The sequence below is a fragment of the Halopseudomonas pachastrellae genome (genome assembly GCF_900114765.1).
GTDB classification, from domain to species: Bacteria; Pseudomonadota; Gammaproteobacteria; order Pseudomonadales; family Pseudomonadaceae; genus Halopseudomonas; species Halopseudomonas pachastrellae.
In genome coordinates this window covers 1-26,235 of the sequence record NZ_FOUD01000016.1, presented here as the reverse complement: position 1 = coordinate 26,235, position 26,235 = coordinate 1, and the positions used below count along the sequence as shown (strand labels likewise).

The 26,235-nt window shown below is 61.7% G+C and carries 31 protein-coding genes, 1 tRNA gene and 1 pseudogene; 15 read left to right on the top strand and 18 right to left on the bottom strand.

Annotation, left to right across the window (positions count from 1 at the left end; translation table 11 throughout):
* Positions 1–35: 35 nt before the first annotated feature.
* The 8 genes from BM116_RS13075 to BM116_RS13040 all read left to right on the top strand — a co-directional run bounded on the left by BM116_RS13075 (position 36) and on the right by BM116_RS13040 (position 5,270).
* Entirely contained in the window at positions 36–1,034 is a 999-nt protein-coding gene (locus tag BM116_RS13075; RefSeq protein ID WP_083726968.1) for an LLM class flavin-dependent oxidoreductase, read from the top strand.
* Positions 1,035–1,125: 91 nt separating this feature from the next.
* Positions 1,126–1,199, top strand: a tRNA-Gly gene (locus BM116_RS13070).
* Between the two features lie 309 nt (positions 1,200–1,508).
* On the top strand, positions 1,509–1,919 hold the full coding sequence (locus BM116_RS13065) for a helix-turn-helix domain-containing protein (protein ID WP_169847266.1): 411 nt from the start codon (positions 1,509–1,511) through the stop codon (positions 1,917–1,919).
* 212 nt (positions 1,920–2,131) lie between these two features.
* The gene (gene bfr / locus BM116_RS13060) at positions 2,132–2,596 is read left to right on the top strand and encodes a bacterioferritin (protein ID WP_083726964.1); all 465 of its coding nucleotides are present in this window, start codon (positions 2,132–2,134) and stop codon (positions 2,594–2,596) included.
* A gap of 222 nt (positions 2,597–2,818) precedes the next feature.
* Positions 2,819–3,352: a YMGG-like glycine zipper-containing protein gene (locus tag BM116_RS19325; protein ID WP_083726962.1), complete on the top strand. Its 534-nt coding sequence runs from the start codon at positions 2,819–2,821 to the stop codon at positions 3,350–3,352.
* 14 nt (positions 3,353–3,366) lie between these two features.
* Entirely contained in the window at positions 3,367–4,116 is a 750-nt protein-coding gene (locus tag BM116_RS13050) for a DUF6515 family protein (protein ID WP_083726960.1), read from the top strand.
* A 228-nt stretch (positions 4,117–4,344) separates the two neighbouring features.
* A complete protein-coding gene (locus tag BM116_RS13045; protein WP_169847265.1) occupies positions 4,345–4,842 on the top strand; it encodes a molybdopterin cofactor-binding domain-containing protein in 498 nt (165 codons plus the stop codon).
* On the top strand, positions 4,839–5,270 hold the full coding sequence (locus BM116_RS13040; RefSeq protein WP_211276275.1) for a (2Fe-2S)-binding protein: 432 nt from the start codon (positions 4,839–4,841) through the stop codon (positions 5,268–5,270). Before BM116_RS13045 ends, BM116_RS13040 begins: the two co-directional genes overlap by 4 nt.
* Positions 5,271–5,330: 60 nt before the next feature.
* On the opposite strand, the gene BM116_RS13035 is transcribed toward BM116_RS13040, so the two are convergent.
* From BM116_RS13035 to moaC, 6 genes are all read right to left on the bottom strand, one after another.
* Positions 5,331–6,512: a hypothetical protein gene (locus BM116_RS13035; protein WP_083726956.1), complete on the bottom strand. Its 1,182-nt coding sequence runs from the start codon at positions 6,510–6,512 to the stop codon at positions 5,331–5,333.
* A 64-nt stretch (positions 6,513–6,576) separates the two neighbouring features.
* A complete protein-coding gene (hemN, locus tag BM116_RS13030) occupies positions 6,577–7,959 on the bottom strand; it encodes an oxygen-independent coproporphyrinogen III oxidase (protein WP_083726954.1) in 1,383 nt (460 codons plus the stop codon).
* Positions 7,960–8,085: 126 nt separating this feature from the next.
* Positions 8,086–9,072 (bottom strand): GTP 3',8-cyclase MoaA, encoded by a 987-nt coding sequence (moaA, locus tag BM116_RS13025; protein ID WP_083726952.1) that lies wholly within the window; start codon positions 9,070–9,072, stop codon positions 8,086–8,088.
* Positions 9,069–9,536, bottom strand: coding sequence for a molybdopterin synthase catalytic subunit MoaE (gene moaE / locus BM116_RS13020; RefSeq protein ID WP_083726950.1), 468 nt, complete (start codon positions 9,534–9,536; stop codon positions 9,069–9,071). The genes moaA and moaE overlap by 4 nt, the downstream gene beginning before the upstream one ends.
* A 1-nt stretch (position 9,537) precedes the next feature.
* Entirely contained in the window at positions 9,538–9,786 is a 249-nt protein-coding gene (locus tag BM116_RS13015) for a MoaD/ThiS family protein (RefSeq protein ID WP_083726948.1), read from the bottom strand.
* On the bottom strand, positions 9,783–10,262 hold the full coding sequence (gene moaC, locus BM116_RS13010; RefSeq protein ID WP_083726946.1) for a cyclic pyranopterin monophosphate synthase MoaC: 480 nt from the start codon (positions 10,260–10,262) through the stop codon (positions 9,783–9,785). The genes BM116_RS13015 and moaC overlap by 4 nt, the downstream gene beginning before the upstream one ends.
* A gap of 240 nt (positions 10,263–10,502) precedes the next feature.
* Here moaC and ahpC point away from each other — a divergent pair, with 240 nt between their 5' ends.
* On the top strand, positions 10,503–11,066 hold the full coding sequence (ahpC, locus tag BM116_RS13005) for an alkyl hydroperoxide reductase subunit C (protein ID WP_083726944.1): 564 nt from the start codon (positions 10,503–10,505) through the stop codon (positions 11,064–11,066).
* A 102-nt stretch (positions 11,067–11,168) separates the two neighbouring features.
* Positions 11,169–12,755 carry an alkyl hydroperoxide reductase subunit F gene (gene ahpF, locus BM116_RS13000; RefSeq protein WP_083726942.1) on the top strand — a complete coding sequence of 529 codons (1,587 nt, stop codon included), beginning with the start codon at positions 11,169–11,171 and terminating at the stop codon, positions 12,753–12,755.
* A gap of 61 nt (positions 12,756–12,816) precedes the next feature.
* On the opposite strand, the gene BM116_RS12995 is transcribed toward ahpF, so the two are convergent.
* The 4 genes from BM116_RS12995 to purU form a co-directional block, all read right to left on the bottom strand.
* A complete protein-coding gene (locus BM116_RS12995) occupies positions 12,817–14,064 on the bottom strand; it encodes a cyclic di-GMP phosphodiesterase (RefSeq protein WP_083726940.1) in 1,248 nt (415 codons plus the stop codon).
* A gap of 148 nt (positions 14,065–14,212) precedes the next feature.
* Positions 14,213–14,365 (bottom strand): hypothetical protein, encoded by a 153-nt coding sequence (locus tag BM116_RS18895; protein WP_169847264.1) that lies wholly within the window; start codon positions 14,363–14,365, stop codon positions 14,213–14,215.
* A complete protein-coding gene (locus BM116_RS12990; RefSeq protein WP_083726938.1) occupies positions 14,362–14,775 on the bottom strand; it encodes a CBS domain-containing protein in 414 nt (137 codons plus the stop codon). Before BM116_RS12990 ends, BM116_RS18895 begins: the two co-directional genes overlap by 4 nt.
* Positions 14,776–14,843: 68 nt before the next feature.
* Positions 14,844–15,695, bottom strand: coding sequence for a formyltetrahydrofolate deformylase (gene purU / locus BM116_RS12985; protein ID WP_083726936.1), 852 nt, complete (start codon positions 15,693–15,695; stop codon positions 14,844–14,846).
* Between the two features lie 334 nt (positions 15,696–16,029).
* On the opposite strand from purU, the gene mvaT reads away from it, so the two are divergent.
* Positions 16,030–16,401 carry a histone-like nucleoid-structuring protein MvaT gene (gene mvaT, locus BM116_RS12980; RefSeq protein ID WP_083726934.1) on the top strand — a complete coding sequence of 124 codons (372 nt, stop codon included), beginning with the start codon at positions 16,030–16,032 and terminating at the stop codon, positions 16,399–16,401.
* A 113-nt stretch (positions 16,402–16,514) separates the two neighbouring features.
* On the opposite strand, the gene sbcB is transcribed toward mvaT, so the two are convergent.
* From sbcB to BM116_RS12960, 4 genes are all read right to left on the bottom strand, one after another.
* Positions 16,515–17,969, bottom strand: a complete 1,455-nt coding sequence (sbcB, locus tag BM116_RS12975) for an exodeoxyribonuclease I (protein ID WP_083726932.1) — start codon at positions 17,967–17,969, stop codon at positions 16,515–16,517.
* Between the two features lie 45 nt (positions 17,970–18,014).
* Positions 18,015–18,410: a PilZ domain-containing protein gene (locus tag BM116_RS12970; RefSeq protein ID WP_083726930.1), complete on the bottom strand. Its 396-nt coding sequence runs from the start codon at positions 18,408–18,410 to the stop codon at positions 18,015–18,017.
* 1 nt (position 18,411) lies between these two features.
* Complete coding sequence (locus BM116_RS12965; RefSeq protein ID WP_083726928.1) at positions 18,412–18,834, bottom strand: DUF4124 domain-containing protein; 423 nt, start codon at positions 18,832–18,834, stop codon at positions 18,412–18,414.
* Positions 18,835–18,902: 68 nt separating this feature from the next.
* Complete coding sequence (locus tag BM116_RS12960; protein ID WP_083726926.1) at positions 18,903–19,277, bottom strand: hypothetical protein; 375 nt, start codon at positions 19,275–19,277, stop codon at positions 18,903–18,905.
* Between the two features lie 146 nt (positions 19,278–19,423).
* Between BM116_RS12960 and BM116_RS12955 the strand changes: the two genes are divergently transcribed.
* On the top strand, positions 19,424–20,356 hold the full coding sequence (locus tag BM116_RS12955; RefSeq protein WP_083726924.1) for a universal stress protein: 933 nt from the start codon (positions 19,424–19,426) through the stop codon (positions 20,354–20,356).
* A gap of 30 nt (positions 20,357–20,386) precedes the next feature.
* Here the strand turns inward: BM116_RS12955 and eda are convergent, their stop codons facing one another.
* From eda to edd, 3 genes are read right to left on the bottom strand one after another with little or no spacing between them, the layout of a single operon-like run.
* The gene (gene eda / locus BM116_RS12950; RefSeq protein WP_083726922.1) at positions 20,387–21,028 is read right to left on the bottom strand and encodes a bifunctional 4-hydroxy-2-oxoglutarate aldolase/2-dehydro-3-deoxy-phosphogluconate aldolase; all 642 of its coding nucleotides are present in this window, start codon (positions 21,026–21,028) and stop codon (positions 20,387–20,389) included.
* A gap of 8 nt (positions 21,029–21,036) precedes the next feature.
* Complete coding sequence (gene pgl, locus BM116_RS12945; protein ID WP_235846757.1) at positions 21,037–21,753, bottom strand: 6-phosphogluconolactonase; 717 nt, start codon at positions 21,751–21,753, stop codon at positions 21,037–21,039.
* Positions 21,750–23,564, bottom strand: coding sequence for a phosphogluconate dehydratase (edd, locus tag BM116_RS12940; RefSeq protein ID WP_083726918.1), 1,815 nt, complete (start codon positions 23,562–23,564; stop codon positions 21,750–21,752). The genes pgl and edd overlap by 4 nt, the downstream gene beginning before the upstream one ends.
* A gap of 94 nt (positions 23,565–23,658) precedes the next feature.
* On the opposite strand from edd, the gene pyk reads away from it, so the two are divergent.
* From pyk to BM116_RS12930, 3 genes and pseudogenes are all read left to right on the top strand, one after another.
* Entirely contained in the window at positions 23,659–25,110 is a 1,452-nt protein-coding gene (gene pyk, locus BM116_RS12935; protein WP_083726916.1) for a pyruvate kinase, read from the top strand.
* Positions 25,111–25,162: 52 nt separating this feature from the next.
* Complete coding sequence (locus tag BM116_RS18990) at positions 25,163–25,327, top strand: hypothetical protein (protein WP_211276274.1); 165 nt, start codon at positions 25,163–25,165, stop codon at positions 25,325–25,327.
* Between the two features lie 25 nt (positions 25,328–25,352).
* A pseudogene (locus BM116_RS12930) lies at positions 25,353–25,820 on the top strand (HvfX family Cu-binding RiPP maturation protein); the annotation flags it as partial.
* A gap of 129 nt (positions 25,821–25,949) precedes the next feature.
* Here BM116_RS12930 and BM116_RS12925 read toward each other — a convergent pair.
* Positions 25,950–26,235, bottom strand: a 286-nt coding sequence (locus tag BM116_RS12925; protein WP_175494043.1) for a transposase, incomplete at its 5' end; no start/stop codon positions are given.

The following is a 26,235-nucleotide window of genomic DNA, read 5'->3' as shown; positions in this document are numbered from 1 at the left end:
ATAGCCGGATTGCACACCGAAATGCAGGAACCAAGATGCCCGGCTCAAATTTTCCTCTCTCCGTACTGGACCTCTGTTCCATTGCCGAAGGCGCCACCGCCGCCACCGCGCTGCACAACGCGCTGGAATTGGCGCAGCACACGGAAGCGCTGGGTTACCGCCGCTTCTGGGTTGCCGAGCACCACAACATGACGGGCATCGCCAGCGCCGCCACCTCGGTGGTCATGGGCTATCTGGCCGCCGGCACCGAACGCATCCGCATCGGCTCGGGCGGCATCATGCTGCCCAACCACGCCCCACTGCAAATTGCCGAGCAGTTTGGCACCCTGGAATCGCTCTACCCCGGCCGTATTGATCTTGGCCTGGGCCGCGCCCCGGGCACCGACGGCATGACCGCTCAAGCGTTACGCCGCGGCCGCACCGATGGCGAAGACTTTCCTCAGATGCTGGATGAATTGCGCCAGCTGTTTGCACCGGCCAAACCCGGCCAGCGCCTGAGCGCCGTGCCCGGCACCGGCTTGAATGTGCCCATTTGGCTGCTCGGCTCCAGCACCTTCAGCGCGCAGCTGGCCGGCCGCCTGGGCTTACCCTTTGCCTTTGCCGGGCAGTTTTCGCCCGACTACCTGTTCAGCGCCCTGCGCCTGTATCGCGAAAGCTTTACCCCAAGCGAGCAGCTGCCATCGCCCTACGCCATGCTGGGCATCAACGCGTACCTCGCAGACGACCGAGAACAGGCGCACTACCTCGCCAGCTCGCACCAGCAGGCTTTCCTCAACCTGATTCGGGGTAAGCCGGGCCAACTGCCGCCGCCGACCCACGACATGGAATCACTGTGGCAACCGCATGAACGCCACCAGGTCATGTCGACGCTGTCAGGCAGCCTGATCGGAGACGTTGAGGCGGTTGGTGGCCAGTTGGCCGAACTGCTGGAACGCACCGGCGTCAACGAGCTGATCGTCAACAGCCCGATTTTTGACCAGAGCGCACGCCAGCACAGCTACGCACTGCTCAAGCGGGTTACCGAAGCGCTCTAACAAGCGCCCCGCTGCGCAGCGGCCGCGCCACGGCATAACCGCATCTGCCCCCTTCCCTGTCGCAGGCGACTCTGGTAAAAAGAGCGCCTGCGCGGGTGTAGTTCAATGGTAGAACGGCAGCTTCCCAAGCTGCATACGAGGGTTCGATTCCCTTCACCCGCTCCAGCCCCCAACCTACACCTCGCCGTGGCGCCCAAGTTAGGCGCCACGCTGCATACTACAACCCCGCGTAGCCGCCTATATCCAAGCCGCGCGGTAGTCGTTTCCGTACTGCTCAAAGGTGATCGGCTCGCGGCCCAGCAACGCTTTCACGCTGCCTGTCACCGCTTTGCTATGACCCTGGCAAAGTAGCTCAGAATCAGCAGCAGAAAATCCGCGTAATCCTCCGGCAAGCCGGCTTGCAGCAAGCCCTCTTTCAACTGCTGTGGTGCGATTTGCTGATAGACGATGTGCCGACCTGTAACCCGCGAGAGGATGGCCCTGCTTATCCGCGTGGCCAGGCAGCAGCAAAAGCTGCACCTGGATCACCCACCAGCCGACGCCGTTCACCACCGGACATACCGTCTGTTTATCCAGCTGCTTGAACAGACATTCGCCACAGAGCATCAGCTGCAGTACTACGCAAAACGCCTTGGCTATTCACAAAGCGCCATCAGCCGCGCCTGCGTCAGTGCCGAAGGTCGCTCTGCCAAGAGCGTTATCTCCGCGCGCATCCTGCTGGAAGCAAAACGCCTGCTGGCACACAGCGATGCGTCAGTAGCGAGCGTGGCTCATCAACTGGGCTTTTCTGAGCCAACCAACTTCGTAAAGTTCTTTCGCAAGGGGGCCGGCCTGACCCCGGCGCGTTTCCGCCAAAGCATGTCTGGCAAGGCAGCGCCCAGCTGACGCTGCAGCGGTGTTTTGGTGCAGGATCAACAACTTGCCAAACGAACGAGAAAAGCTCGCGCGCGCAAACACCTCTACTTTGCGCTTTCCTTACTATCAAAATACATATAACCCGTTGTAATTATTGGACTTTTTAAAGCAAAACATGGCATTCAAGCGCAACATGCTGCACAATGGCCGCATTGTTAACTAATGAGTGGGAGAGCAGTGCCATGCAAGGTCATCCGGACGTCGTCAATTGCCTGATCGAGCTGTTGCGCGGAGAGCTGGGTGCGCGTGATCAGTACTTCCTGCACTCGCGCCTGTACGAAGACATGGGTTACGCCAAGCTGTACGAGCGCATCAACCACGAAATGGAAGAAGAAACCCAGCACGCCGATGCCATCCTCAAGCGCATCCTGTTTCTGGAAGGCAAGCCGGACATGCGGCCGTCGGTGATCACCCCCGGCTTCACCGTGCAGGAAATGCTGGAGTCTGACCTCAAGCTGGAATATGAAGTACGCGAGAACCTGGCCAAGGCCATCGCCCTGTGCGAGCGCTGCGCTGACTACCAGACCCGTGAAATTCTCGAGCTGCAACTGCAAGATACCGAAGAAGACCACGCCTACTGGCTGGAACAGCAGCTGCGCCTGATCAAGATGGTTGGCGAGAAGAACTATCTGCAATCGCAGATGTAACCGCTGCCCTCACCTCAAAAGCCCCGTCCGACGGGGCTTTTTTGTGCCTGCTTTTTGATCTGCAGATTTACACATTCTTTACAGAGTGCTGGCGGCGGCTGACAGAGGCCTGGGTAAGCTGGCTTCACGTGGTTGCTGCGCCCCAAACGCGCCCCGCGAACCAGAGACCGCGAGGGAAAACGGTCACCACCCTGACCCGGATGTCTTCGCCAGAGCTGCCTCATGCAAGCAACCTCCACCAATACACCGCACTTACCCACATCTGCCAAGCTGCTACTCGCACCACTGCTGTTGCTGGCCGCCTGCACCACTGCACCGGCCCCACACGCCAGCCAGACGCAACCCGCCGCGCCGCTGGCGGTATACCCATCCGCCGGTCAAAGCCCTGAGCAGATCAGCCGCGACCGCTACGAATGCCACCTATGGGCCGTACAGCAATCTCATTTTGATCCGGCAACCATGAGCGGCGGCAACGCCAGCCTGCCGGTACCGGCCTCACCCGGCAACAACACCGCAACGGGTGCGGTGGTCGGCGGCGTGGCCGGTGCCGTCCTCAGCGGCCCACATCATGGCGGCGAAGGTGCGCTGGTAGGCGCTGTGATAGGCGCCGTCGTTGGCGCTGCAGGCGACGCTCAAGAAGCAGATCAAATTGAAGCCATCAACGCCGAGCGAGCAGCGCACCAGGCACTGACCGAAGGCAGCTACCAACGGGCGCTCGAAGCCTGCCTTGTCGGGCGCGGCTACAGCGTACGCTAACCGGAGCAATCACTATGACCAATCGCATTACATCATCCACTGGCCTGCTGGCCCTGGCAGCCACAACCCTGATGCTCAGCACTGGGGCACTGGCAGCGCCAGATAGCCACGACGGTCGCCAGCAGCAACAAAGCCCGCAGCACAATAACAGCGGCAGACAAGGTGACTCACGTGATCAGCGCCGGCAAGGCGGCAGTTACCAGCAGGGCCCGCAGCACAGTCACCAACAGCAGCCTCAACAACCGGTGACACGAGCACCTGCGGGCCAGCGGGGCAGCGTTGTACCGCAACTCCCCAGCGGCTACCGCATGGTCCACCACCGTGACCACGACTACTACTATGTCCGAGGGCTCTGGTACCGCCCCCACGGCGGCAGCTTCATCATTGTGATGCCGCCGGTCGGCCTTAGCATTCCGGTGCTGCCGACGGGGTATGTGACCCTCACCATCGGCGGGCAACCCTACTATCGTTACGAAGACGTGTACTACGTGCAGCGGGGAGCACAATACGTGGTAGTTGATGCGCCGAGCAGCGCGCAAACCAGCAGCACCGATGCGCTGTTCATCTACCCCGCGCGTAACCAGAGTGAGCAGCAGCAAGCACAGGACAAGTACGAGTGTCATCAGTGGGGCAGCAACCAGACAGGGTACGACCCGACCCAGCCCTACGGCGGCGTCGCAGCCAGCCAGTCTGTGGCCAGCCGTGCCGACTACCAACGCGCAATGACAGCCTGCCTTGAGGCCCGTGGCTACACCGTGCGTTGACGCGCTTGAAGGCACGCCCTGCAACTATTGACCAGTTGCTCACTTTTTGCAGGCAGTTGTGCGCGCACCTGAGCGCGCACAACTGTCGACCAGAAACGTACGCAGTGCACTCATACGGTCCAGAGCACGGGCCAAAGCGGTCTTCGCAAGCCTGCTCAACAACCAATAGCTGACCCTACGGACAAGTATTTACCTACCTGCAGCGATACGCGTCTGCAGGCGCTGAAGGTGCATTTCGACCTTCCTACCGGCCCGGACGCAACGCCCCGTGGCCGTTACCTGCAGCTACTGATCGCCAGCGTGGCCCGTGTTGCCGTTGACCGCCTGACCGGCCGGGTGCGCGTGATGCAGCTGCATCACATCACCGCTGGCGGCAAGGTCATCCACCCGCCCAGCTATCGCGGCCAGATCGAGGGGGCAGCCGTCATGGGCATGGGCATGGCATTGCTGGAAGACGTACCCATGCAGGACGGCCAGTTCCTGCTTGATAACCTCGACGCCTACCTGATTCCAACCATGGCCGATGCGCCAGAGCAGCGGGTGGATGTGATTGAGAGGATTCTTGGCGACGACAGCTACCCGGTACGCGGCATCGGCGAGCTGGGCATTGAAGCCATCAGCCCGGCGTTGACCGCCGCTATCGAAAACGCCACCGGCGTGCGAGCGGACAAGCTGCCGGTACGCCCGACAACCCTACTCACGGCCATGCAGGAGCAACAGCCATGAACGAGCCACGCATGACCCTGCAGTTCAGCGTCAACGGCAGCGAGCAGACTATCGAGCTATCCCCCACCCGGCGCCTGCTCGACATTCTGCGCCTGGACCTGGGCCTGACCGGGCCAAAAGAAGGCTGCGGTATCGGCCGCTGCGGCGCCTGCAGCGTACTGGTCGACGGCCAATCAACACCCGCCTGCCTGCTGCTGGCCTGCCTGCTGCAAGGCCGCTCGGTGCAAACCATTGAAGGGTTACGCAATGAACCGGTGTTCGAGCGGGTAACCGCCGCGCTGGTCATCGCCAGCACCCTGACCGCCGAGTTGCGCAACAACCCGGCAGCCACGGCGCAGGAGCTGGAGCAGGCGCTGCACGGCAGCCTCTGCCGCTGCACCGGCTATACCGGCTTACGCCAGGCGGTAGCCGAACTGGTTAAAAGTTAAGCAAGCGCTGACGCCCGGCATAGAGTAGTTGGGCTGAGCACACCCACCTGCAAATTCCTCTCAACTGCCGAGCGCAGACCGCCGCTCAGCCAGCAGCCATGCCGCATCCAACCGCCAGAGCCAGCGCATGCCACGCAACAGCAGATAGAAAAACAGCAGTGGCAGGATCAGCGTGCGCAGCACAAACAGCGTCATCACCTGCAGTACGCTGTCGACGGCATCATCCAGCGCCTGCTTGATGGCCATGTAGGTTTGCGGATCGCCCACCTTGGCCAACTGCTCACCAAAGCCACGCCAGCTGGAGTCACTGTCAACCAACAGCGCTGCACGCTCCTTGAGCACTTGCTCACGCTGCTGTTCGACCTCGCTCAGCTCCTGACTGATACGCTGATAGCTGCCGCGCAGCAGCGCCAGCCTGTTGGCGGCGTCCTCTCTGGCCGGGACCTCGGCAAAGGGGTTGAGGCGCTCAGACCAATCGAGCTGCTGCTCCAGAGCCGTCAGCGCCTGGCGCTGTTCGCTGATGGCCCTGCCGGCATCGCGCTGGGCGATGATCAGGCGGCTACGCTGTTCGTCGAGCATGGCCAATTGACTGTCCAGCGCCTGCCCTGCAGCTGAGCCACCCAGCAGCGCGGCGTCGGCATTGGCGTCAGCGCCAAGCACCTCGACCTCTCCCGGCAGGCGATCCAGCAGAGCGATTTGCTCGCGGCTCTGCTGCGTCAGGTACCAACGATCCACTTCACCGTTGACCAGCACCACCGCCACCAGCACAAAACGCAGAAAGGCGATGGCCAGAAACAGGCGCAAGAACAGCCCTGCGTGGCGCCCGCCGCGCACCCAAAGGGCAGCGCCCAGCAGCACGGCAGAGAGCGTCAGCAGCCACTTAAAAAAGGTCTGCCCCACCAGCCCAAGCAGTATTTTCTGCGCCAGCAACGAGCCGATGGCCCATTGCATGAGATAGGCGTACTGCTCGATCAGATCATTGAAGGGGTCCAGCATTTCGCCCAGCGTGACGGCCACGCCGCCAAACAGGCTGAAGCTGATGGTGGTTGATTGCAGAACAGAAATGAGCGCGTTGAGGGCGCGGGCAGAGGCAAAGGCAACCGAGGCCTGCAACAGCGAGGCATCCAGCTGAGCTGCGGAACTGCGATCCCCCAGCCCTAGCCACGACAGCAGCACCAGCAGAGCAACAACCAGCAACAGCAGCAGGCGGCGTTGCCCGCTGCGCTCTCTCAATACCTTCATAGCCTGCCCTCTGCCCCAGTCTGCCCGCAGCATAGCAGGCAGAGGGGGAGGTTCGGCAGAGGCGCTAGATAATCCGCGAGAAGCGCTGCTGGCTCAGCTCGCTCTGGTACGCATCGAACAGCATGCAGATCGAGCGTATCAGCAGCCGCCCTGCCGCCAGCACTCGAATACCGCCGGGCGTCAGGATGATCAAGCCATCGCGCGCCATCTGCTCCAGCATCGGCAGGCAGCCGGCAAAGTACTCATGAAAGTCGATGCCAAAGCGCTGCTCGATGTCGTTGAAGCTGAGGCTGAAATGACAGATCAGCTGGCCGATCACCGCGCGGCGAATGACATCGTCGGTGTGGCAAACCAGCCCTCGCTGGGTCGCCAGCTCGTCCTGCTGCAGAGCTCGCTGGTAGACCTTGAGATCCGCCGAGTTCTGGCTGTAGAGGTCGCCGACCTGGCTGATCGAAGACACGCCCAAGCCAATCAAATCGCAATGTCCGTGGGTGGTGTAGCCCTGAAAGTTGCGCTGCAGCTCGCCGTTTTCCTGCGCCACGCTCAGGCTGTCATCGGGCAAGGCAAAGTGGTCCATACCGATATAGCGGTAGCCTGCATCCATCAGCTGGCGCACGCTGTTCTCGAACATCTCCAGCTTCTGCGCGGGCGCCGGCAGGTCAGCGCTGTTGATACGGCGCTGCGGCATGAAGCGCTCGGGCAGGTGCGCGTAGTTGAACACCGACAGCCGGTCGGGCTTGAGCTCGATAATCGCCTCGACGGTGCGGGCAAAACGCTCGGGGGTCTGCTTGGGCAAGCCGTAGATCAGGTCGATATTGATCGAGCGGTAGGCCAGGGTGCGGGCCGCGTCCATCACGGTCTGGGTCTGCTCCAGCGATTGCAGGCGGTTGACCGCGCGCTGCACCTCGGGGTCCAGGTCCTGCACCCCAAAGCTGACCCGGTTAAAACCCAGCTCGCGCAGCAGGCCCATGGTCGCCCAATCCGCCTCGCGGGGGTCGATCTCGATGCTGTAGTCACCGATATCGTCATCGTGCAGTTTGAAGTTGCGGCGCAGCGCCGCCATCAGCTCACCCAGCTCCTGATGGCTGAGAAAGGTCGGTGTACCGCCGCCAAAGTGCAGCTGTTCCACCAGCTGATCCGGGCCCAGATGGGCGCTGACCAGCTCCATTTCGCGCTCCAGGCAGGCCAGATACTCGCGAGCACGACTGCGATCCTTGGTAATCACCTTGTTGCAACCGCAGTAGTAGCAGATGTTGGCGCAGAACGGGATGTGGACATACAGCGACAGCGCGCGGTTGGCGGCGCGACTGGCGTCAACGGCATGAAAAAAATCCAGCGGCTTCACACCATCGTGAAACTGCACCGCAGTTGGATAGGAGGTGTAACGCGGACCGGCGTGATCGTATCGACGGATCAGGTCCGCATCCCAGCGAAGGGTAGGCAGCATGGGGGCTCTCCAGAGATTAACTAGCTTGCGTACAGCCTACGCGCGCTGGGTCGGAGAGTTGTTGATCAGTGTCAATAAGCAAGAGCGGGCAGGCCCGACAACGCTGCCGGGCAGCCCGAGCGGGGTTCAGCCGCCGGTCGCGTTCATGAAACGCAGCACCTGAACCTCGCCGCCCACGCTGAACTCGTGCCGCGCCGGCTTGTAGAGCAAGGCACGCTCCAGCGCCTCGCGCACCGGGGCATCGTCGCCGGGGTGCTGGCGCAGCAGGCGGCGCATGTCCAGCGCATTCTCATGCCCCAGACACAGCAGCAGGCGCCCTTCGGTGGTCAGACGGACGCGGTTGCAGGTATCGCAAAAGTTGTGCGAGTGCGGCGAGATAAAGCCGATACGGCTGTCGGGGTAACCCTCTACCCGCAAGTACCGCGCTGGCCCGCCGCTGCTCTCGGTGCTGTCGAGCAGGCGATAGCGCTCGCCCAGCATGGCGCGCACCTCGTCACTGGAGCAGTAGGCTTCGCCACGCTCGCGCCCTACTTCGCCCAGCGGCATCTCTTCGATAAAAGTGATGTCCAGCCCGCGCGACAGGGCGTAGTCGGTCAGCGCCGGCACCTCGTCGTGGTTGCGGCCCTTGAGCACCACGGTATTCAGCTTGATCCGTTCAAAGCCGGCAGCCCGCGCCGCCTGGATCCCATCGAGCACCTGCTGCAGTTCGCCGGTGCGGGTAATGGCCTTAAAGCGCTCGGCATCCAGGCTGTCCAGACTGATGTTAAGGCGCTTAACCCCGGCGGCGGCCAGCGGCTCGGCCATTTTCACCAACTGTGAGCCGTTACTGGTCATCACCAGCTCGCGCAGCCCGGGCAGCGCGCTGATCCGCGCGCACAAATCAACAATGCCACGCCTGACCAGCGGCTCACCGCCAGTCAGGCGAATCTTGCGCACGCCAAGGGAAACAAACAGGCGGACCAGTCGTTCGATCTCTTCCAGGGACAGAATTTGCGCGCGGGGCAAAAAGGTCATGTCTTCCGCCATGCAGTAGACACAACGGAAATCGCAGCGGTCAGTCACCGACAGCCGCAGATACTCGATACGCCGACCCAGGCCGTCCTGCAGACTCATGACGACTCCCCCGCTGATTGCCAGCGACTCAGCGCCTGTTCATCACTGTCTTTGGCGTCGACCCAGCGCTCACCCTCAGGTGTGCTTTCGCGCTTCCAGAACGGGGCGCGGGTTTTCAGGTAATCCATGATGAAAGTATTGGCCTCAAAGGCGGCCTGACGGTGCGCGCTGGCCACGCCGACAAAAACGATCGGCTCGCCCGGCTCCAGTTGCCCGACACGATGCAGCACGTGCACCTCATGCAACAACCAGCGCGCCTGCGCCTGCTCGACGATGCCCGCCAGGGCTTTTTCGGTCATGCCCGGATAATGCTCCAGCCACATGCCGCTGACCGCATCGCCATCATTGAAGTCGCGCACATAGCCGACAAAGCCGACCACCGCGCCCGTGCCCCGGTAATCGGCGTGCAGCTCGTTGAGCAACGCGCCCGGATCAAAGCTGGCTGTCTGTACGCTGATTCGCATCTCAGCCCCCGGTCACCGGTGGAAAAAAGGCAACCTCGTCACCATCGGCCACGGCGGTGGCCAGATCACACAGCTCCTGGTTGCGGGCGCACATCAGCCGCGGCTCGGCCAGCACCTGCCAGGGTTCGCCGCGCGCCAGCAGGCGGCTGCGTACATCAGCCAGGGTGCGCAGGTCCTCATCCCAGGCGAGCTGCTCGGCATCGCAGCCCAGCGCATCCCGGTAACGGGCAAAGAACTGCAGATGGATCATGCACCCGGCTCCTGCAAATGATAGTCACCGCTCTTGCCGCCCGATTTGTGCAGCAAGCGCGTTTGTTCAATGACCATGCCCTTGTCCACCGCCTTACACATATCATAGAGGGTTAGCGCCGCCACACTCACGGCTGTCAGGGCTTCCATTTCCACGCCAGTCTGGCCGGCCAGTTTGCAACGCGCCTGAATGTGTACGGCATCTGGCGGCTGCGGCGTCAGCTCCACCTTGACGCTGGTCAGCATCAACGGGTGGCAAAGCGGAATCAGGTCGGAGGTCTTTTTGGCTGCCTGAATGCCGGCAATACGCGCGACGGCGAGCACATCCCCCTTGGGGTGGCCGCCCGCCTGGATCAGTTCCAGGGTTTCAGGACGCATGCGCACACGCGACTCGGCAACCGCCTCACGCGCGGTGACAGCCTTGGCGGTAACATCAACCATGTTCGCCCGCCCTTGTGCGTCCAGATGAGTCAGCATACAGTGATTCTCCGAGGTAACCAGCCGCCACTTTACTGCAATCGGGGTTGACGCAGAACCGTATGACCTCGAAACGGTCATACGCCTCAAGCATGATCAACACCGTAACGGCGCGGCACCGTACATAGCGAAAAGCTATTCAGGATTTAGTTGAAATTTATTTTAAGTATTTAGCTCAGGCGCATACCATTGCACCTGTCTTCTCAACCAACGACGAAACAACTCACAAAGGAGTTCTACATGTCCGTTATCAACACCGAAATCAAACCGTTCAAAGCGTCTGCATTCAAAAACGGCGAGTTCTTCGAACTGACCGAAGCCGACGTTAAAGGCAAGTGGGCCGTTTTCTTCTTCTACCCGGCTGACTTCACCTTCGTTTGCCCGACCGAGCTGGGCGACGTTGCCGACTACTACGACGAGCTGCAAAAAATGGGCGTTGAAGTGTACTCGGTCTCCACCGACACCCACTTCACCCACAAAGCATGGCACGACAGCTCCGAAACTATCGGCAAGATCAAGTACGCCATGATCGGTGACCCGACCATGCAGATCAGCCGCAACTTCGAAGTTCTGCGCGAAGACCAGGGCCTGGCTAACCGCGGCACCTTCATCATCGACCCCGAGGGCGTGATCCAGGCTGTTGAAATCACCTCCGAAGGCATCGGCCGTAACGCCGAGGACATGGTTCGCAAGGTCAAGGCCGCCCAGTACATCGCTGCCCACCCGGGTGAAGTGTGCCCGGCCAAGTGGAAGGAAGGCGAAGCCACTCTGGCTCCCTCCCTCGACCTGGTAGGCAAGATCTAAGATCGGCCTGATGACCCGGCCCGCTGCGCAGCCTCAGGCGCGCAGACGGCGGGCCGGGTTTTTTATGCCCAGAATTTGACTCTTACTCAAAAGGACACGCACATGTTGGACGCTAACCTGAAGAAGCAACTGGACACGTACCTGCAACACATCGTTAACCCGATTGAAGTCAGCGTGTCCACTGATGACAGCCCCAAGGGCAAAGAATTGCACGAGCTCGCGGTCGAAATCGCCGAAATGTCGAGCAAAATCGGCCTGGTAGCCGCCGAAGACAAACGCACCCCGAGCATGGGTGTGGGTCCGGCAGGCGAAACACCCCGGATCCGCTTCGCCGGCATCCCGATGGGCCACGAGTTCACCTCACTAATACTGGCACTGCTGCAATCCGGCGGCCACCCGTCCAAGTCAGACCCGGCGCTGCTGGAGCAGATTCGTAACCTCGAAGGCGAGTTTCACTTCGAGACATACATCTCGCTGTCTTGCCAGAACTGCCCGGACGTGGTCCAGGCGCTGAACCTGATGGCGGTACTGAACCCTAACATCACCCACGTGATGATTGACGGTGCCCTGTTCCAGGATGAAGTCGACGAGCGCCAGATCATGGCCGTGCCGTCGGTATACCTGAACGGCCAGCCCTTCGGTCAGGGCCGCATGACCCTCGCCGAAATCGTCAACAAGGTCGACAGTGGCGCAAGCAAGCGCAAGGCCGCCGAGCTGAACGACAAGGCGCCCTACGACGTACTGATCGTCGGTGGCGGACCGGCCGGCGCCTCGGCAGCCATCTACGCTGCGCGTAAAGGCATCCGCACCGGTATCGTTGCCGAGCGCTTCGGTGGCCAGGTCATGGATACCGTCGGCATCGAGAACTTCATCTCCGTGCCCTACACCGAAGGCCCGAAGCTGGTTGCCAGCCTGGAGCAACACGTGAAGGAGTACGAGGTTGACGTAATTACCGAGCAAAAGGCCGCCAGCCTGGAAACCGGTGACTACGTCGAAATTGGCCTGGAAAGTGGCGCGACCCTGCGCAGCCGTTCGGTCATCCTGGCGACCGGCGCGCGCTGGAGAGAAATGAACGTACCCGGTGAGCAGGAATACCGTGGCAAGGGCGTGGCGTACTGCCCGCACTGTGACGGCCCGCTGTTCAAGGGCAAGCGCGTAGCCGTGATCGGCGGGGGCAACTCCGGCATCGAGGCCGCGATTGACCTGGCCGGTATCGTCGAGCACGTCACCGTGCTGGAGTTTGCCGACACCCTGCGTGCCGACGAGGTGCTGCAGCGCAAGGCGCGTTCGATGAGCAACATCGAGATCATCAAGAGCGCACAAACCACAGAAGTCCGTGGTGACGGCAACAAGGTAGTGGGTCTGACCTACAAGGACCGCACCACCGAGGAGCTCAAGCAGGTCGACGTTGCCGGTATCTTCGTCCAGATCGGTCTGGTACCCAACACCGAATGGCTGAAGGACAGCGAACTGAACCTGACCCGCTTTGGCGAGATCGAGATTGATGCACGCGGTGCCACCAACCTGAACGGCGTATTTGCCGCTGGCGACGTGACTACGGTGCCCTTCAAGCAGATCATCATCGCCATGGGCGCTGGTTCCACTGCGTCGCTGGCCGCCTTCGACCACCTGATCCGCACACCGGATCCGGCGCAGGCACAAGCCAAAGAAGCCGTCGCCGAAGCCTGATACAGGCTAGGGCCTTAGGGCAGTAAATGAAACGGGCAGCTCAGGCTGCCCGTTTCTTTTGTCAGTCTCCCGCCCAGAACCGGTCCAGGCTCTTGAAGGGCCAGTTCTCCGGATCCTCTCTGCCGACAATGCGCTCCGGCTGCCCCGCCTCGGCCAGATCGATCAGCGTTACTGGGACCGCCTGCCGAAGAGTTGCCGAGTAGAACACCCGCACGCGCGGCAGCAGCAGCGCCGTCGGATTCTGCTCTACCACAACGCCCAAGCGCCTGGAGGTCAGGCGCACCAGCGAGCCAACCGGGTAAATGCCAAGCATGCGGACAAACAACTGGAACAACTTGGGATCAAAGTGCCCTTTCCAGCTGGCCATGCGACTGAGCGACTCGGACGGGTCCCAGCCTGCCTTGTAGGGTCGGTTTGAGGTAATGGCGTCATACACATCGCAAATGGCGCCCATGCGCGACATCAGGCTGATGTCCTCACCAGCCAGGCGCTCCGGGTAACCGGTACCGTCCATCTTTTCATGGTGATGCAGGCACACATCCAGCACGGCCTGGGGTACGTCCTGCCACTCCTGCAACAACTTGTAACCCTCCATGGGATGCTGACGCATGACGTCGAATTCCTGGTCGGTCAGTCGGCCCGGCTTGTTCAGCACCTCCTCGGGCATCATCGCCTTACCGAGGTCGTGCAACAGCCCAGCCATGCCCGCATCCCGCACTGCGGCTTCGTCCAGCCCGGCCGCCCGCGCCAGCCCTACCATCAGCGCGGCCACCGCCACCGAATGCAGATAGGTGTACTCATCCTTGTGCTTGATCCGCGCCACGCTGAGCAGCGCGTGGGGGTTGCGAGCCAGGGAGCGGTTCATATCCTCAACCATGTCCTGCAGCCCCTCGGTATCCAGCGCCTTGCCCAGACGCACTTCCTGAAACATGCTGCGCACCGCCTGTTTGCCATGGCGAAAAATGGCTTTGGCGCGCTGCACCTCCTCTTCCAGCGCTACGCTGACCGGCAGCTCCGGCGCCACCGACGGCATTTCGGCAGTGGGCACTTCAGCGCTGGGGCAAGGGGCAGAATCGGTTTCAGGGGCAGGATCGGGCGCGGCGTTGCTAGTTGGGTTAGGAGCAACGTCAGCGCCTTTGGCAGTATCGATCACCACTTCGGTGATAGAACTGTGCACGATGGTCTCGAGGGTCTTGTCATCCTTGATCAACAACTTGCGACTCCAAAAAGGATGATCCAACCAGGAGCCACAAAACTGGTCTACAAACATGCCCTTACGCAGGGTGGCAGTCGAAATCTTCTTGAGCATGCTCGGTTACGGCCTTTAATGATTGTTGTGCCGCGTATCCGTACAGCCCGCCTCGGCACGGCTTTGCGCGCGCTGCGGATGACTCCCTCACTATGATGACAATATGCCATTGGCCGAGCGCCTTTTCCAGCGTGCCGCGCAACCTGGATCAGCTCTCCGGCGTCAGCGGCGCATCAAACTCTGCACCCATTTCATCGGTCAGCTCGTCCGGGTCAAACCGCAGCAAGCAGCCTTCTCCCAAAGTGGGCGGCAGACTAGCCGCGCCAGCGGCCAGCGGGCTCAGCTCTTCTTCATCGCTCATTTAGGGGCTCCATGCTCGTTATAGGTCTGCATGGCACGCAGAATGTCGCGACGACTGATCTGCCCTACCAGCTTGCCCTCGTCGATCACCGGCAGGCGCCGACGACGCATGGTAATGAAATGCTCGGCCGCCTTGACGATGTCGGCGTCCGCATCGATGGTCTCAACAACCACTGTCATGACCGAGGCCACGCTACCGCCGGCCTCCTCGAAGTAGCTACCGGCCAGAATGCCCTTCAGGCAATCACCTTCGGACAACAGCCCAACCAGATGCCCATCGGCGTCGAGCACCGGGGCGCCGGAAATGCGGTGGGCCAGTAGCCGGTCGATGGCACGAAACAGATCCATCTCGGGAGAAAAGGTGACCAGGTCCGTGGTCATGTAATCGCGCACTTTGACGGATTTGAGCATAAAGCCTCCTGTGAGGGTGTGCTGACACCTCGACACCGGCGCCAGCACCACGAACGTCCCTCTACAGCTTAGCTGAACACTACCGTCTTGTTGTCGTGAACCAGCACGCGATCTTCCAGGTGATAGCGCAGGCCGCGCGACAGCACCATCTTTTCCACATCCTTGCCTAGCCGCACCATGTCTTCAGCATTGTTGCGATGGGTGATACGCACCACATCCTGCTCAATGATCGGCCCGGCATCGAGCTCTTCTGTCACATAGTGGCAGGTCGCCCCAATTAGCTTGACCCCTCGCTGGGCGGCTTGGTGATAAGGCCGTGCGCCAACGAAGGACGGCAAAAAGCTGTGATGAATATTGATAATGCGGTGTGCGTAACGCTCGCACAGGGCCGGCGGCAAAATCTGCATATAGCGCGCCAGCACAATACACTCGGCCTCTTGCTCTTCAACCAGTCGAGTAACTTCAGCAAACGCCGGCTCTTTGTCTTTCGGATCGACTGGAACATGATGAAAGGGAATACCGTGCCACTCTACCATGCTGCGTAAATCGTCATGGTTGGATATGACACTGCTGATGTCACAGTCCAGTTCACCGCTGTGCCAGCGGTGCAACAAGTCGGCCAGACAGTGGGACTCGCGACTGGCCATCAACACCACTTTCTTACGCACTGCCGAGTCACTTACTCGCCAGTCCATTTGAAACTCTCGGGCGATCGGCGCGAAGGCAGTGCGCAGCCCTTCCAGGTCAAACGGCAGGGAATCAGCGCGAATCTCGTGGCGCATGAAAAACCAACCGGACAAGTTATCCGAATGATGATTGGCTTCGGTAATCCAGCCGTTATAGGTTGCCAGTACGTTACTGACCTTGGCAACGATGCCAACCCGATCCGGGCAGGCGATTACCAGCCTGAAAGTGCGCATTTGCTCTCCTGTGGTGTGCGATTTTCAAAAGACATTGCCCGTATCACTTGAACAGGACATTTCGGGCCGCGACATTCTACCCTGTTGCCCCTGTTTGCGTGCGGACTAATTCGGTCATTAAGGCGTCAGGCAGAGCAGCGCAAACGAAGACGAGCACTATCGCTGCTTTGGTGATGTTACAGCGCGTCGCGGCGGGGAAAGAGATGACATCGCAAACATAAAAACGCCGATTATGGCACGCTGGGATAGACAACAACTTATTGTAGGTTCAGCAGGCATAACCTATTATTCTTTTCGTCCTGATTATCAAACTAGACATAAAGGAAACTATCCCATGTCCATGCTGCAAGAATACCGAAACATCGAAGAACAGATCCGCGAACTTAAAGAGCGTCTGAACTCGATGTCCAATGATGACAAACTTAAGAAAGAAATCGAGTTCGAAGAAAAGCTGCGCAGCCTGATGGGCCAGTACAACAAGTCGCTGAAGGATGTAGCTGCCATTCTTGACCCGGACAACAAGCTGGCCGCCCCCAAGGGTAAAGCTGCTGGCGGCGCCAAGCGCGCGCGCAAGGTTAAGCAGTACAAAAACCCGAACACCGGTGAGGTTATCGAAACCAAAGGCGGCAACCACAAGACTCTGAAGACCTGGAAAGAAAAGTACGGCGCCGACACTGTCGAGTCCTGGGTTACCATCCTGGGCTGATAGCTGCAGTAACAAAAAACCCGATGCCAGCGCATCGGGTTTTTTATTGCCTCATCGCAGGCATCAGGGCCAGCCCCACAGGGCCATCACCAGCGCCCGCGCCCATTCCGGATTTACCCGGCCGTTTGCTGGATGCCCAGCAGCTGGGCCTGCTGCACCCCGTACGCACGCCAACTTTGTAATAGCGCCTGCTGCGCCGCATCCAGGGTTGGCAACAGGGCATCAATCTCCTGCAGGAAAACCGGCAAGGTGACCGGGGCACCCGGGGCGGCGCCTGACAATCTGGCAGCGCACCAGGCCAACCATTGCTGCTGCTCCTCTGCATTCAGGCTGTCCGGGAAGTTACGCGCCCGGTAACGCGGCAACATGTCCACCAGCCGTTGATCACGCAAAGGCCAACGCATCGCTCCCAGTGCCGCACCATCGGCCTCGCGTATGGCGGTCATCAGGCGGCGATCGGCATCACTGAGAAAGCCATCGTACAGTTGCACCTCGGCGTCTTGCTCGGCGCTGTCGTCGCCTGGTTGCTCACGGTAGATCTCGGCCAGCACCGCCTGCCCCTGCTCACGCCAGCGGGCCAGCTCCTCTGCCCGTGCACTCAGCAACGGCATATCCAGTTGCAAGCGCTCAATATCCGCCGGGAGCAGCACCTTGGTGTCAGCCAGCACCGGACACTTGTTGATATGTACCAGCTTGAGCCCCGGACGCTGCTGCCCCGCCGGCAGATCCTCGGTACGCGTGTAAAGCCGCTCGCGTATCTGCTCCGGCGGCAGATCAGTCAGCACCGCCGGATCAGCGGCCAGATCATAGACAATCACCGCGTTGCGGTTGACCGGGTGCCAGCCCAGCGGCAAAACCAGCGACAGGCCGCTGCGTTCACGCCCGAAACGGCCCGAGACATGCACCAGCGGCCGCACCTGCTGCAAATCGATAAATTCCGCCACCCGGCGTTTGTCGCGCAGACCCAGCAGATAATCAAACAGGCGCGGCTGGGCGCGCTTGAGCAGCCTTGCCATGGCAATGGTGGCGCGCACATCAGCGAGGGCATCGTGAGCCTGCCCGTGGTCGATGCCGTTGGCTGCGGTCAGCAGCTCAAGACGCAGACTGGTAAAGCCATCAACCTGCGGCCATTCAATGCCCTCCGGGCGCAGCGCATGCGCAGCGCGCAGGGCATCGAGCAGGTCCCAGCGGCTATTGCCGCCCTGCCACTCACGTGCATAGGGGTCATGGAAGTTGCGATACAACGAGAAGCGCGTCATCTCGTCGTCAAAGCGCAGGTTGTTGTAACCGACACTGCAGGTGCCGGGCTGGATCATCTGATCGTGCAGGCGCTGGATAAACTCGGCTTCCGGCAGGCCGTTGGCCAGCCGCTGCGGCGTGATGCCGGTGACCAGACACGCCTGCGGATGGGGCAGTACATCGGCCGGCAAGCGCGCATCAATGCACAGTGGCTCGCCTACTTGTTCCAGCTCGGCGTTGGTTGCCAACCCCGCCACCTGCACCGGTCGATCGCGCCGCGGGTCGATGCCGGTGGACTCAAAGTCGTACCAGAAAAAGCGCTTGCTCATATCTCCCCCTGCAGGCAAAGCGGCAGGGTAACGTACCTGAGCGCCTCAGGCACCGGCAAAGTCGCCGAACGTGAAGTAGCGCTGCAAGGCGGTGGTGAGGCCGGCGAAGGCTTCACGATTGTGGCTGATACTGAAACCGCAGTCGTAATGACCGGGCGTAACATCGGCCCGGCACCAGCGACTGCGCGCCTTGAAACGAATACAGCGCGGGTAGTCCTTGGCGCTCAACTCGGGCAGATGCAGCTCCAGGTGGTATTCCTCATTGAGCATGACCGGCATCGCGCAGAGCAGCATGATTCCGTGGGAAGACAGGTTGCCGATATAGCCGAAGGGGCGGCCGGTCAGGCTGTTATAGACCGCCAGATAGGCGGTTAATTGATGTCGCGGTATCCGCCGCTGCTCAGGTGCGGGCACCGGGCCTGAGTCGGGTAGCAGGTGCATGTCAGCATTGCTCCGCTATTTGTTGGCGAACCGCCGCCTCGGCCTCACGCACGCGCGCCGGACTGACCTCTACCTGCCTGCCCTGCGCATCTTCCTCATACCAGTAGGTGCGACGCTGGAAGTCAGCCAGACGCTGTTGCAGTTGCTGGCAGCGCGCATTCTGCTGACGCCTGCGCTCAGCCAGCTGCGCATTGCGTTGCTCGCGCTCGGCGGTACGTACTTCATACAATCGCTGCATGTCGGCCTCACCGTCTCGCATGCGCTGGTCGCGCTCGATCACCTGCGGACGGACCTCGACCGTTTCAGCACCCGGACGCGGCCGCTCGCCAAAGTGCACCTGCCCGTTGGCATCTACCCAGCGGTAGATCTCGGCCTGCAGAGGCAGGCTGAGGCCACAACAGGCCAATAGCAGCAGGATGCGCATGGTGGGCTAACCCCGATAGGACGAACAGGCCTCTGAGCATAGCGGACGGCCACTATCCAGCCAAGCGCTCAATCCTCTGCGCGCGGCGGCACTGGCCGGGCCGGATCGTAGTGCCCCAGTTGCCGCAAGGTTTCCAGCCGCGCCGCCGCGCGGTAGCTGTATTCGCTTGAGGGATAGCTGTCGAGCATAAAGCGATAAATCTGAATGGCATCCAGATAGAGCGACTGCCGCTCCAGACACTGGCCACGCAGCAGCGAGACTTCCGGCTGCAGATAGGGCCTGCTTCGAATCCCGCGCTCGGTGCGCGAGAGCTCGCTGATCACCCGGCTGCAGTCACCCTCGGCATAGGCCTTGTAGGCTTCATCAAGGTGTTTATTGTAGGCCGAGGAGGCGCACCCGCTGAGCAGCGCAGCCAACGCCGGATAGAGCCAGAATCTGTTCATATTTACCTCCGCTAATGGCCCTGTATCGGCAGCTGCGCTCTGTTCTGCAGTGACACATGCGATGACCCAGGTCAGTGCAAAACCCGGCAGGCTTCGCTAGGCTGGACATTCCCGAACCAGAGCCTTGGACAACAGGAGTCAGCTGTATGGATATTCGCCACATTCTGGTCGTCATCGACGCTTCCCGCGAGGAGCAGCAGCCCGCCCTGGAGCGCGCAACACAACTGCTTGAGCATTATGGACAGGCCAGCCTCAGCCTGATGATCTGCGACTACATCCCGGCGCTGGATGGCGGCATGCTGTTCGAGTCGCACTCGCTGGAAAAAGCGCGCCAGTCGCTGCTTGAGCATCACACCGCCTATCTGGAAAAGCTGGCGGCGCCGCTGCGCTCGCAGGGTGTCCAGGTCGAGACCACCGCCGTCTGGGGCAAGCGCCTGGACCGCCACGTGCTGCGCGAGGTACAGGCGCGCAAGCCGGATCTGGTGCTGAAAACCACCCACCAGCGTAATCCGCTCAAGCGCCTGCTGCTGAGCGCTGCAGACTGGCAGCTGATTCGTTACTGTGAAGTGCCACTGTGGCTGGTCAAGCATGGCGAAAACCCGCTGAAGCAGCTGTGCGCCAGTGTCGATCCGCTGCACAGCGCCGACAAGCCGGCAGCGCTGGACAACAAGCTGATCGCCTGTGGCCATGAGCTTGGCCAGCAGCTCAACGCGCAGCTGCATCTGGCCCACTGCTACACACCGCTGCCACGCACCATGGTGTTCGATGCCAGTGTCATTGCCGACTACGAAGGCTACGCCAAGGATGTGAAGCAGCATCACGCCACTGCGTTCAGTCAGTTGCTCGCGCGCTCACCTGCCGATGGGGCTGCAACGCACCTGCTTGAGGGAGACCCGGAAGAAGCACTGCCGGGCTTTGTCGAGGAGCAGAAGATTGATCTGCTGATCATGGGCGCCGTATCGCGCTCGCGTCTGGAAAGCGCGCTGATCGGCCATACCGCCGAGCGCCTGATCGACGCGACGCCCTGTGATCTGCTGATTCTCAAGCCCGACGGGTTCGTCGACCCTAGCAAGCCGTAAGGCAAGACCGCGCCGACATCCGTCGGCGCGTTACCCGGCGGCCACCGCGGCCTTGGCCAGTGCGGTAATGTCCTGCCAGCGCTCTGCGGCAATCAGCTGCGGCGGCGCAATCCAGCTGCCGCCTACCGCCATCACATTCGGCTGGGCCAGATAGGCCCCCAGGTTGTCTGCCGTCACCCCACCGGTGGGGCAAAACGCGGCGTCCCGGAACGGGCCGGCAAAGGCTTTGATAAGGCCAACACCACCGGCAATTTCTGCGGGGAACAGCTTGAAGCGCCGGTAACCCAGGCGATAACCCTGCATCAGCTCGGATGCGGTTGCGATGCCCGGCAGCAGGGGAATCAGGCCATCGCGGCCCGCTTCCAATAGTTCCTCGGTGCAGCCAGGCGTGACCACAAATGCTGCGCCTGCAGCCTGCACCGCAGCGAACTGGCTTGCATCCAGCACCGTGCCGGCGCCGATTGTCAGTGCCGGGCGCTCGGCGCGCAGCAGCGCAATAGCGTCTATCCCCAGGGGCGTACGCAGGGTAATTTCCAGCGTCGTCACGCCGCCGGCGCTGAGGGCATCGGCCAGCGGCAGCACATCTGCCAGGCGCTCAATATTGAGCAGCGGCAATAGGCGGCAGTCTGCAAACAGGCTATCAAGCAGGCGAGTCTTTTCAGGCAGCGACATCAGTGTCCTCAAGCTTGGTCCGGGCAATAGTGAATCTCCAGCGGCGCGCGCAAAAACGCCGCTATCGGGCAATCCGCCGGAGCGCGCTCCAGCGCCCCGATCAACACCTGCAATTTTTGCTCGCCGCTGATCGCCAGTAGCTGGCGGCGCGCGGAGTGTAACGCACGACCGGTCAGCGTCAACCTTGGCGACGCATCCGCCGCCAGCGTGGCCGCGCACAGCGCGCCGGCGCCAGGCTGCAGCCATTGACTTACCTGCGGCTGACCGGGAAACAGCGAGGCAGTGTGGCCATCCAGCCCCATGCCCAGCACCACAACATCCAGCGGCTGCCACTTGAGCAGTGCGGCGCCCGCCGTAACTGCATCCTGCGCAGGACTTGCGCCCTGATACAGTGGCTGCCAGTGCAACCGATCAAAGACCGGCTGCAGATGGCGGCGCAACAGCCGCTCGTTGCTCTCAGGCTGATCACTGCTCACCCAGCGCTCATCGACCAGGGTGAGTTTTACCTGCTCCCAGTCAAGCACGTGGCATGCCAGCGCCTGCAAAAACGGAATAGGACTGCGCCCGCCCGACAACGCCAGGCGCGCCTCGCCGCGCGACGCCAGCGCCTCGCGCAGGGCCGCCGCCACCGTCTCGGCCAAGCCTTGTGCATGCGCGGCCGGCGAGGCGGTTTCTACCCAGGCGACGCCACGCTCCCGCAACACTGCCTGCCATGACCGGTTCACTGGTCAGCCTCGTGCAGCCCGGCAGTGAACACGCAGCCCCCCAGCTCGGCCGAGCTGGCTTGGGCGCGCATGAACGCAAACAGCTCACGACCCCAGCCCCGGCGCACCGTCTGCGGGCAGGCAGCCTGCTCGCGCTGCTGCCAGTCAGAGCCCTCGACCTGCACCTGCAGCGTACCGGCGTCAGCATCCAGGCTGAGCACATCACCGTCTTGCAGCCGCGAGATCGCTCCGCCCTGCAATGCCTCGGGGCACAAGTGAATAGCCGCAGGTACCTTGCCCGAAGCACCGGACAGGCGGCCGTCTGTCACCAGAGCCACACGGTGGCCCTTGTCCTGCAGGGCGCCGAGGTAAGGCATCAAACGATGCAGTTCGGGCATGCCGTTGGCTGCCGGCCCCTGAAATCGCACCACGGCCACCAGGTCCCGCGCCAGCTCACCAGCCTGAAAAGCAGCTACAAAGTCTTCCTGGCTATCAAATACGCGACAGGGCGCGGTCACCTGCCGATGCTCCGGCGCCACCGCAGACACCTTCACCACGCCGCGGCCCAGCTCGCCGTCAAGCATGCGCAAGCCGCCATCGGCGGCAAAGGGCGCGCTGACCGGGCGCAGTACGTCGCTGTCCAGGCTGGCCTGCGGACCATCACGCCAGGCAAGCTCGCCATTGTGCAGATAGGGTTCCTGGCAGTAGCGCGACAAGCCGGCACCGGCGACGGTTTGCACATCCTCGTGCAGCAGGCCCGCCGTCAATAGCTCCCGGAACAGCCAGGCAGTCCCGCCCGCCGCCTGAAACTGGTTGATGTCTGCCTTGCCGCTGGGATAGATGTGCGCCAGCGTCGGCACCACCCGCGACAGATCCGCCATGTCCTCCCAACGCAGTTGCAGCCCGGCCGCCTGACCGATGGCAACCAGGTGCAATGTCAGGTTGGTCGAGCCACCGGTGGCCAGCAGCATGACCACGGCATTGATCAGCGCACGCTCATCCAGCACCTGGCTCAGGCTGCCCTCCCCGGCCCGCGCCAGCGTGACCGCAGCCTTGGCTGCGGCCCGGCTCAGCGCGTCACGCAACGGCGTATCCGGGGCAACAAAAGACGCACCGGGCAGCTGCAGGCCCATGGCTTCGAGCAGCATCTGGTTGGTATTGGCGGTGCCGTAGAAAGTACAGGTGCCGGGGCTGTGGTAGGACGCGCTTTCTGCAGCCAGCAGTTGCTCGCGGTCCACCTTACCCTCGGCGTACAGTTGCCGTACCCGAACCTTCTCGCTATTCGGCAGGCCACTGGGCATGGGGCCGGACGGCACAAAGACGACCGGCAAATGACCAAAGCGCAGCGCACCAAGCAGCAGCCCCGGCACAATCTTGTCGCAAATACCAAAGCACAACACGCCATTGAACATGTTGTGCGACAGCGCCACTGCCGTGCCCATGGCGATCACATCGCGGCTGGCCAATGACAGCTCCATTCCGGGTTCACCCTGGGTCACCCCGTCACACATGGCCGGCACGCCGCCCGCCACCTGGCCAGTCGCGCCGATGCTGCGCAGGTAATCACGCAACAATTGCGGGTAACGCTCGTAGGGTTGGTGGGCCGACAACATGTCGTTGTAGGCGCTGACCATGCCGATGTTGACCTCATCAATCATCCGGATGCGGGCCTTGTCCTGCGCCGAGCACGCCGCCATGCCGTGCGCCAGGTTGCCGCAAGACAGCCCGCTGCGCCCCGCTGGGGCCTGCGCCATCTGCACCAGATACGCAGCCCTGGACACGCGACTGCGCTCGCGCAACCGTTCTGTAACCGCTACTACTTCGGGGTGCATCGCTACCACTCCAATTCGCCGTCAACCTACCCGTCTAGCGGCATTATGGTCTATTGTATGGCGCAGCAAAAACCCACCGCACAAGGACCATTGCATGTCACTGCGCCGCACCAAGATCGTTGCCACTCTCGGCCCCGCCAGCAGCAGCCCGGAACGTATCGCCGAGCTGATTAACGCGGGCATGAACGTGGCACGACTGAACTTCTCCCATGGCAGTGCCGACGAGCACCGCCAGCGCGCCCGCCTGGTCCGCGAGATTGCCGCCGAGAACGGTCAGCACGTTGCCTTGCTGGGCGACCTGCAAGGCCCCAAGATTCGCATCGGGCGCTTTGCCGATGGCCCCATTTCACTTGAGGTTGGCGATCACTTCCGCCTGTCCACCAGCCACGGGCTGGAAGACGGCAATCAGGACATCGTGGGCCTGGACTATCCGGACCTGGTCAAGGACTGCCGCGCCGGCGACGAGCTGCTGCTCGATGACGGCCGCGTGGTACTGCAGGTTGAGAGTGTCGGTCGCGACGAAGTGCGCTGCCGCGTCACCACCGGCGGCCCGCTGTCCAACAACAAGGGCATCAACCGCCGCGGTGGCGGCCTGTCTGCCGCTGCGCTGACCGACAAGGACCGCGCCGATATCAACCTCGCGGCCGAGCTGCAGATGGAATATGTCGCGGTTTCCTTCCCGCGTGATGCCGCCGACATGGAACTGGCGCGTAAGCTGCTGCGTGATGCCGAGTCCGACGCCTGGCTGGTAGCCAAGATCGAACGCGCCGAAGCGGTTGCCGATGACGAAGCCCTCGACGGCCTGATCCAGGCGAGCGATGCCGTCATGGTTGCCCGTGGCGACCTGGGTGTAGAAATTGGCGACGCCGAGCTGGTCGGCATTCAAAAGCACATCATCAGCCGCGCCCGCAAGCAGAACAAGGTCGTGATCACCGCCACCCAGATGATGGAGTCGATGATCACCAGCCCCATGCCGACCCGCGCCGAGGTATCCGACGTTGCCAACGCCGCGCTGGACTACACCGATGCGGTCATGCTTTCGGCCGAAAGCGCCGCCGGCGACTATCCGGTTGAGGCTGTTCGTGCCATGAGCCGCGTCTGCATTGGTGCAGAAAAGCAGCCGGTCAGCAAAAAATCCGGCCACCGCCTGTACCAGACCTTCGAGCGCTGTGATGAAACCGTGGCACTGGCCGCCATGTATGCCGGTAACCACTTCCCGGGCGTAACTGCGATCATCACCCTGACCGAGAGCGGCTACACCCCGCTGATCATGTCGCGCATCCGCTCGCACCTGCCGATATTTGCGCTGTCACCCAACGCCCAGACCCTGGGCCGGGTTTCACTGATGCGCGGTGTGCAGGCCATCCCGTTCAACCCGGCTGAACTGCCCTCCAGCGAGATCAACCAGCAAGCGGTCAACCGACTGCTGGCGGCAGGTCATGTGCAGCCCGGTGACTGGGTCATTCTGACCAAGGGCGATGTCTACAACTCCCGTGGCGGCACCAACTCCATGAAGCTGCTGCACGTAGGCGAAGAGCTGGTGTAACAACCGGCTGGCATCGGCGTCTTCTGGTGGTCACCACCAAGGACCCGATGCCATGCTTTCTACCCTGCTGCCGGCCCAGCGCCTGCTGGACCGCACCCAAACCCTCGACTTTATCGCCCCGCTGCAAGGGTCTGTTGGCGTTTCGTTCACCCGTCTGCCGGAGGCCATTTTTCGGCCAGGCAAGGCGGAGCAAGCGCAGTGTGGTTATTCCACATAAGCGACCGACAACGCGGCATGGCCGAAAAATGGCCCATATCGATTCGACCGTCAGCTGGTTTGAACAGGGCCTCGGCCTGCCGTTTCCCGAGTTGCTGGCCTGGCTGGCCACCCTCACCGAAGTCATAGGCGCCGTACTACTTCTAATCGGCTTTGCGACCCGCTGGATCAGCATTCCGCTGATGATCACCATGCTGGTAGCCGCTTTTACCGTGCACTGGCCCTACGGCTGGTCAGCCATTGCAGACCCCAGCTCGCTCTTTGCCAACGACCGCGTCGCCGCCTCCGCCGAAAAGCTCGCACGAGCCAAGGCACTGCTGCAGGAGCACGGCAACTACGACTGGCTGACCAGCAGCGGCCGCCTGGTCATCCTCAACAACGGCATCGAGTTCGCCATCACCTACTTCGTACTGCTGCTGAGCCTGTTCTTTACCGGCGGTGGGCGTTGGGTGAGTGTTGACTACTGGTTCAACCGCCGTCTGCAAGGGCTGTGAAGCAACCACAAAAAAGCCCCGCTCGGCGGGGCTCAGACTGCTGACGAACCCCGTGTTTTCGCGGGGTTTCGTTTTTCTGGGGTGTTTGTGATGATTTTGCAGGTGTCGGGTAATTTAGCCTGCTAACCGCTAAAAACCGTCCGAGCAGCTCCATTTCCAGCCTGGCAGGCAAGTGCCGCTTCTTATCCCGGATTGCAGGCGTAAAAGCATCGCCAGCAGGCGGGCAATCTTCTTCATGTTTTGGCAGGCGGCTGCCAGCAGGCACTGTTTCATTACCTTGCGCAGCCCACGGAATCGGGCATAACGGTGCCCGTGCAGCTCCTTGGCGTCCGCAAAGCTGCGCTCGACGGTTTCCTTGCGCCTGGCATAGATGCGCTTGCCTTCAGGGGTAAGACGATTCTGGTTAACCCGCTCC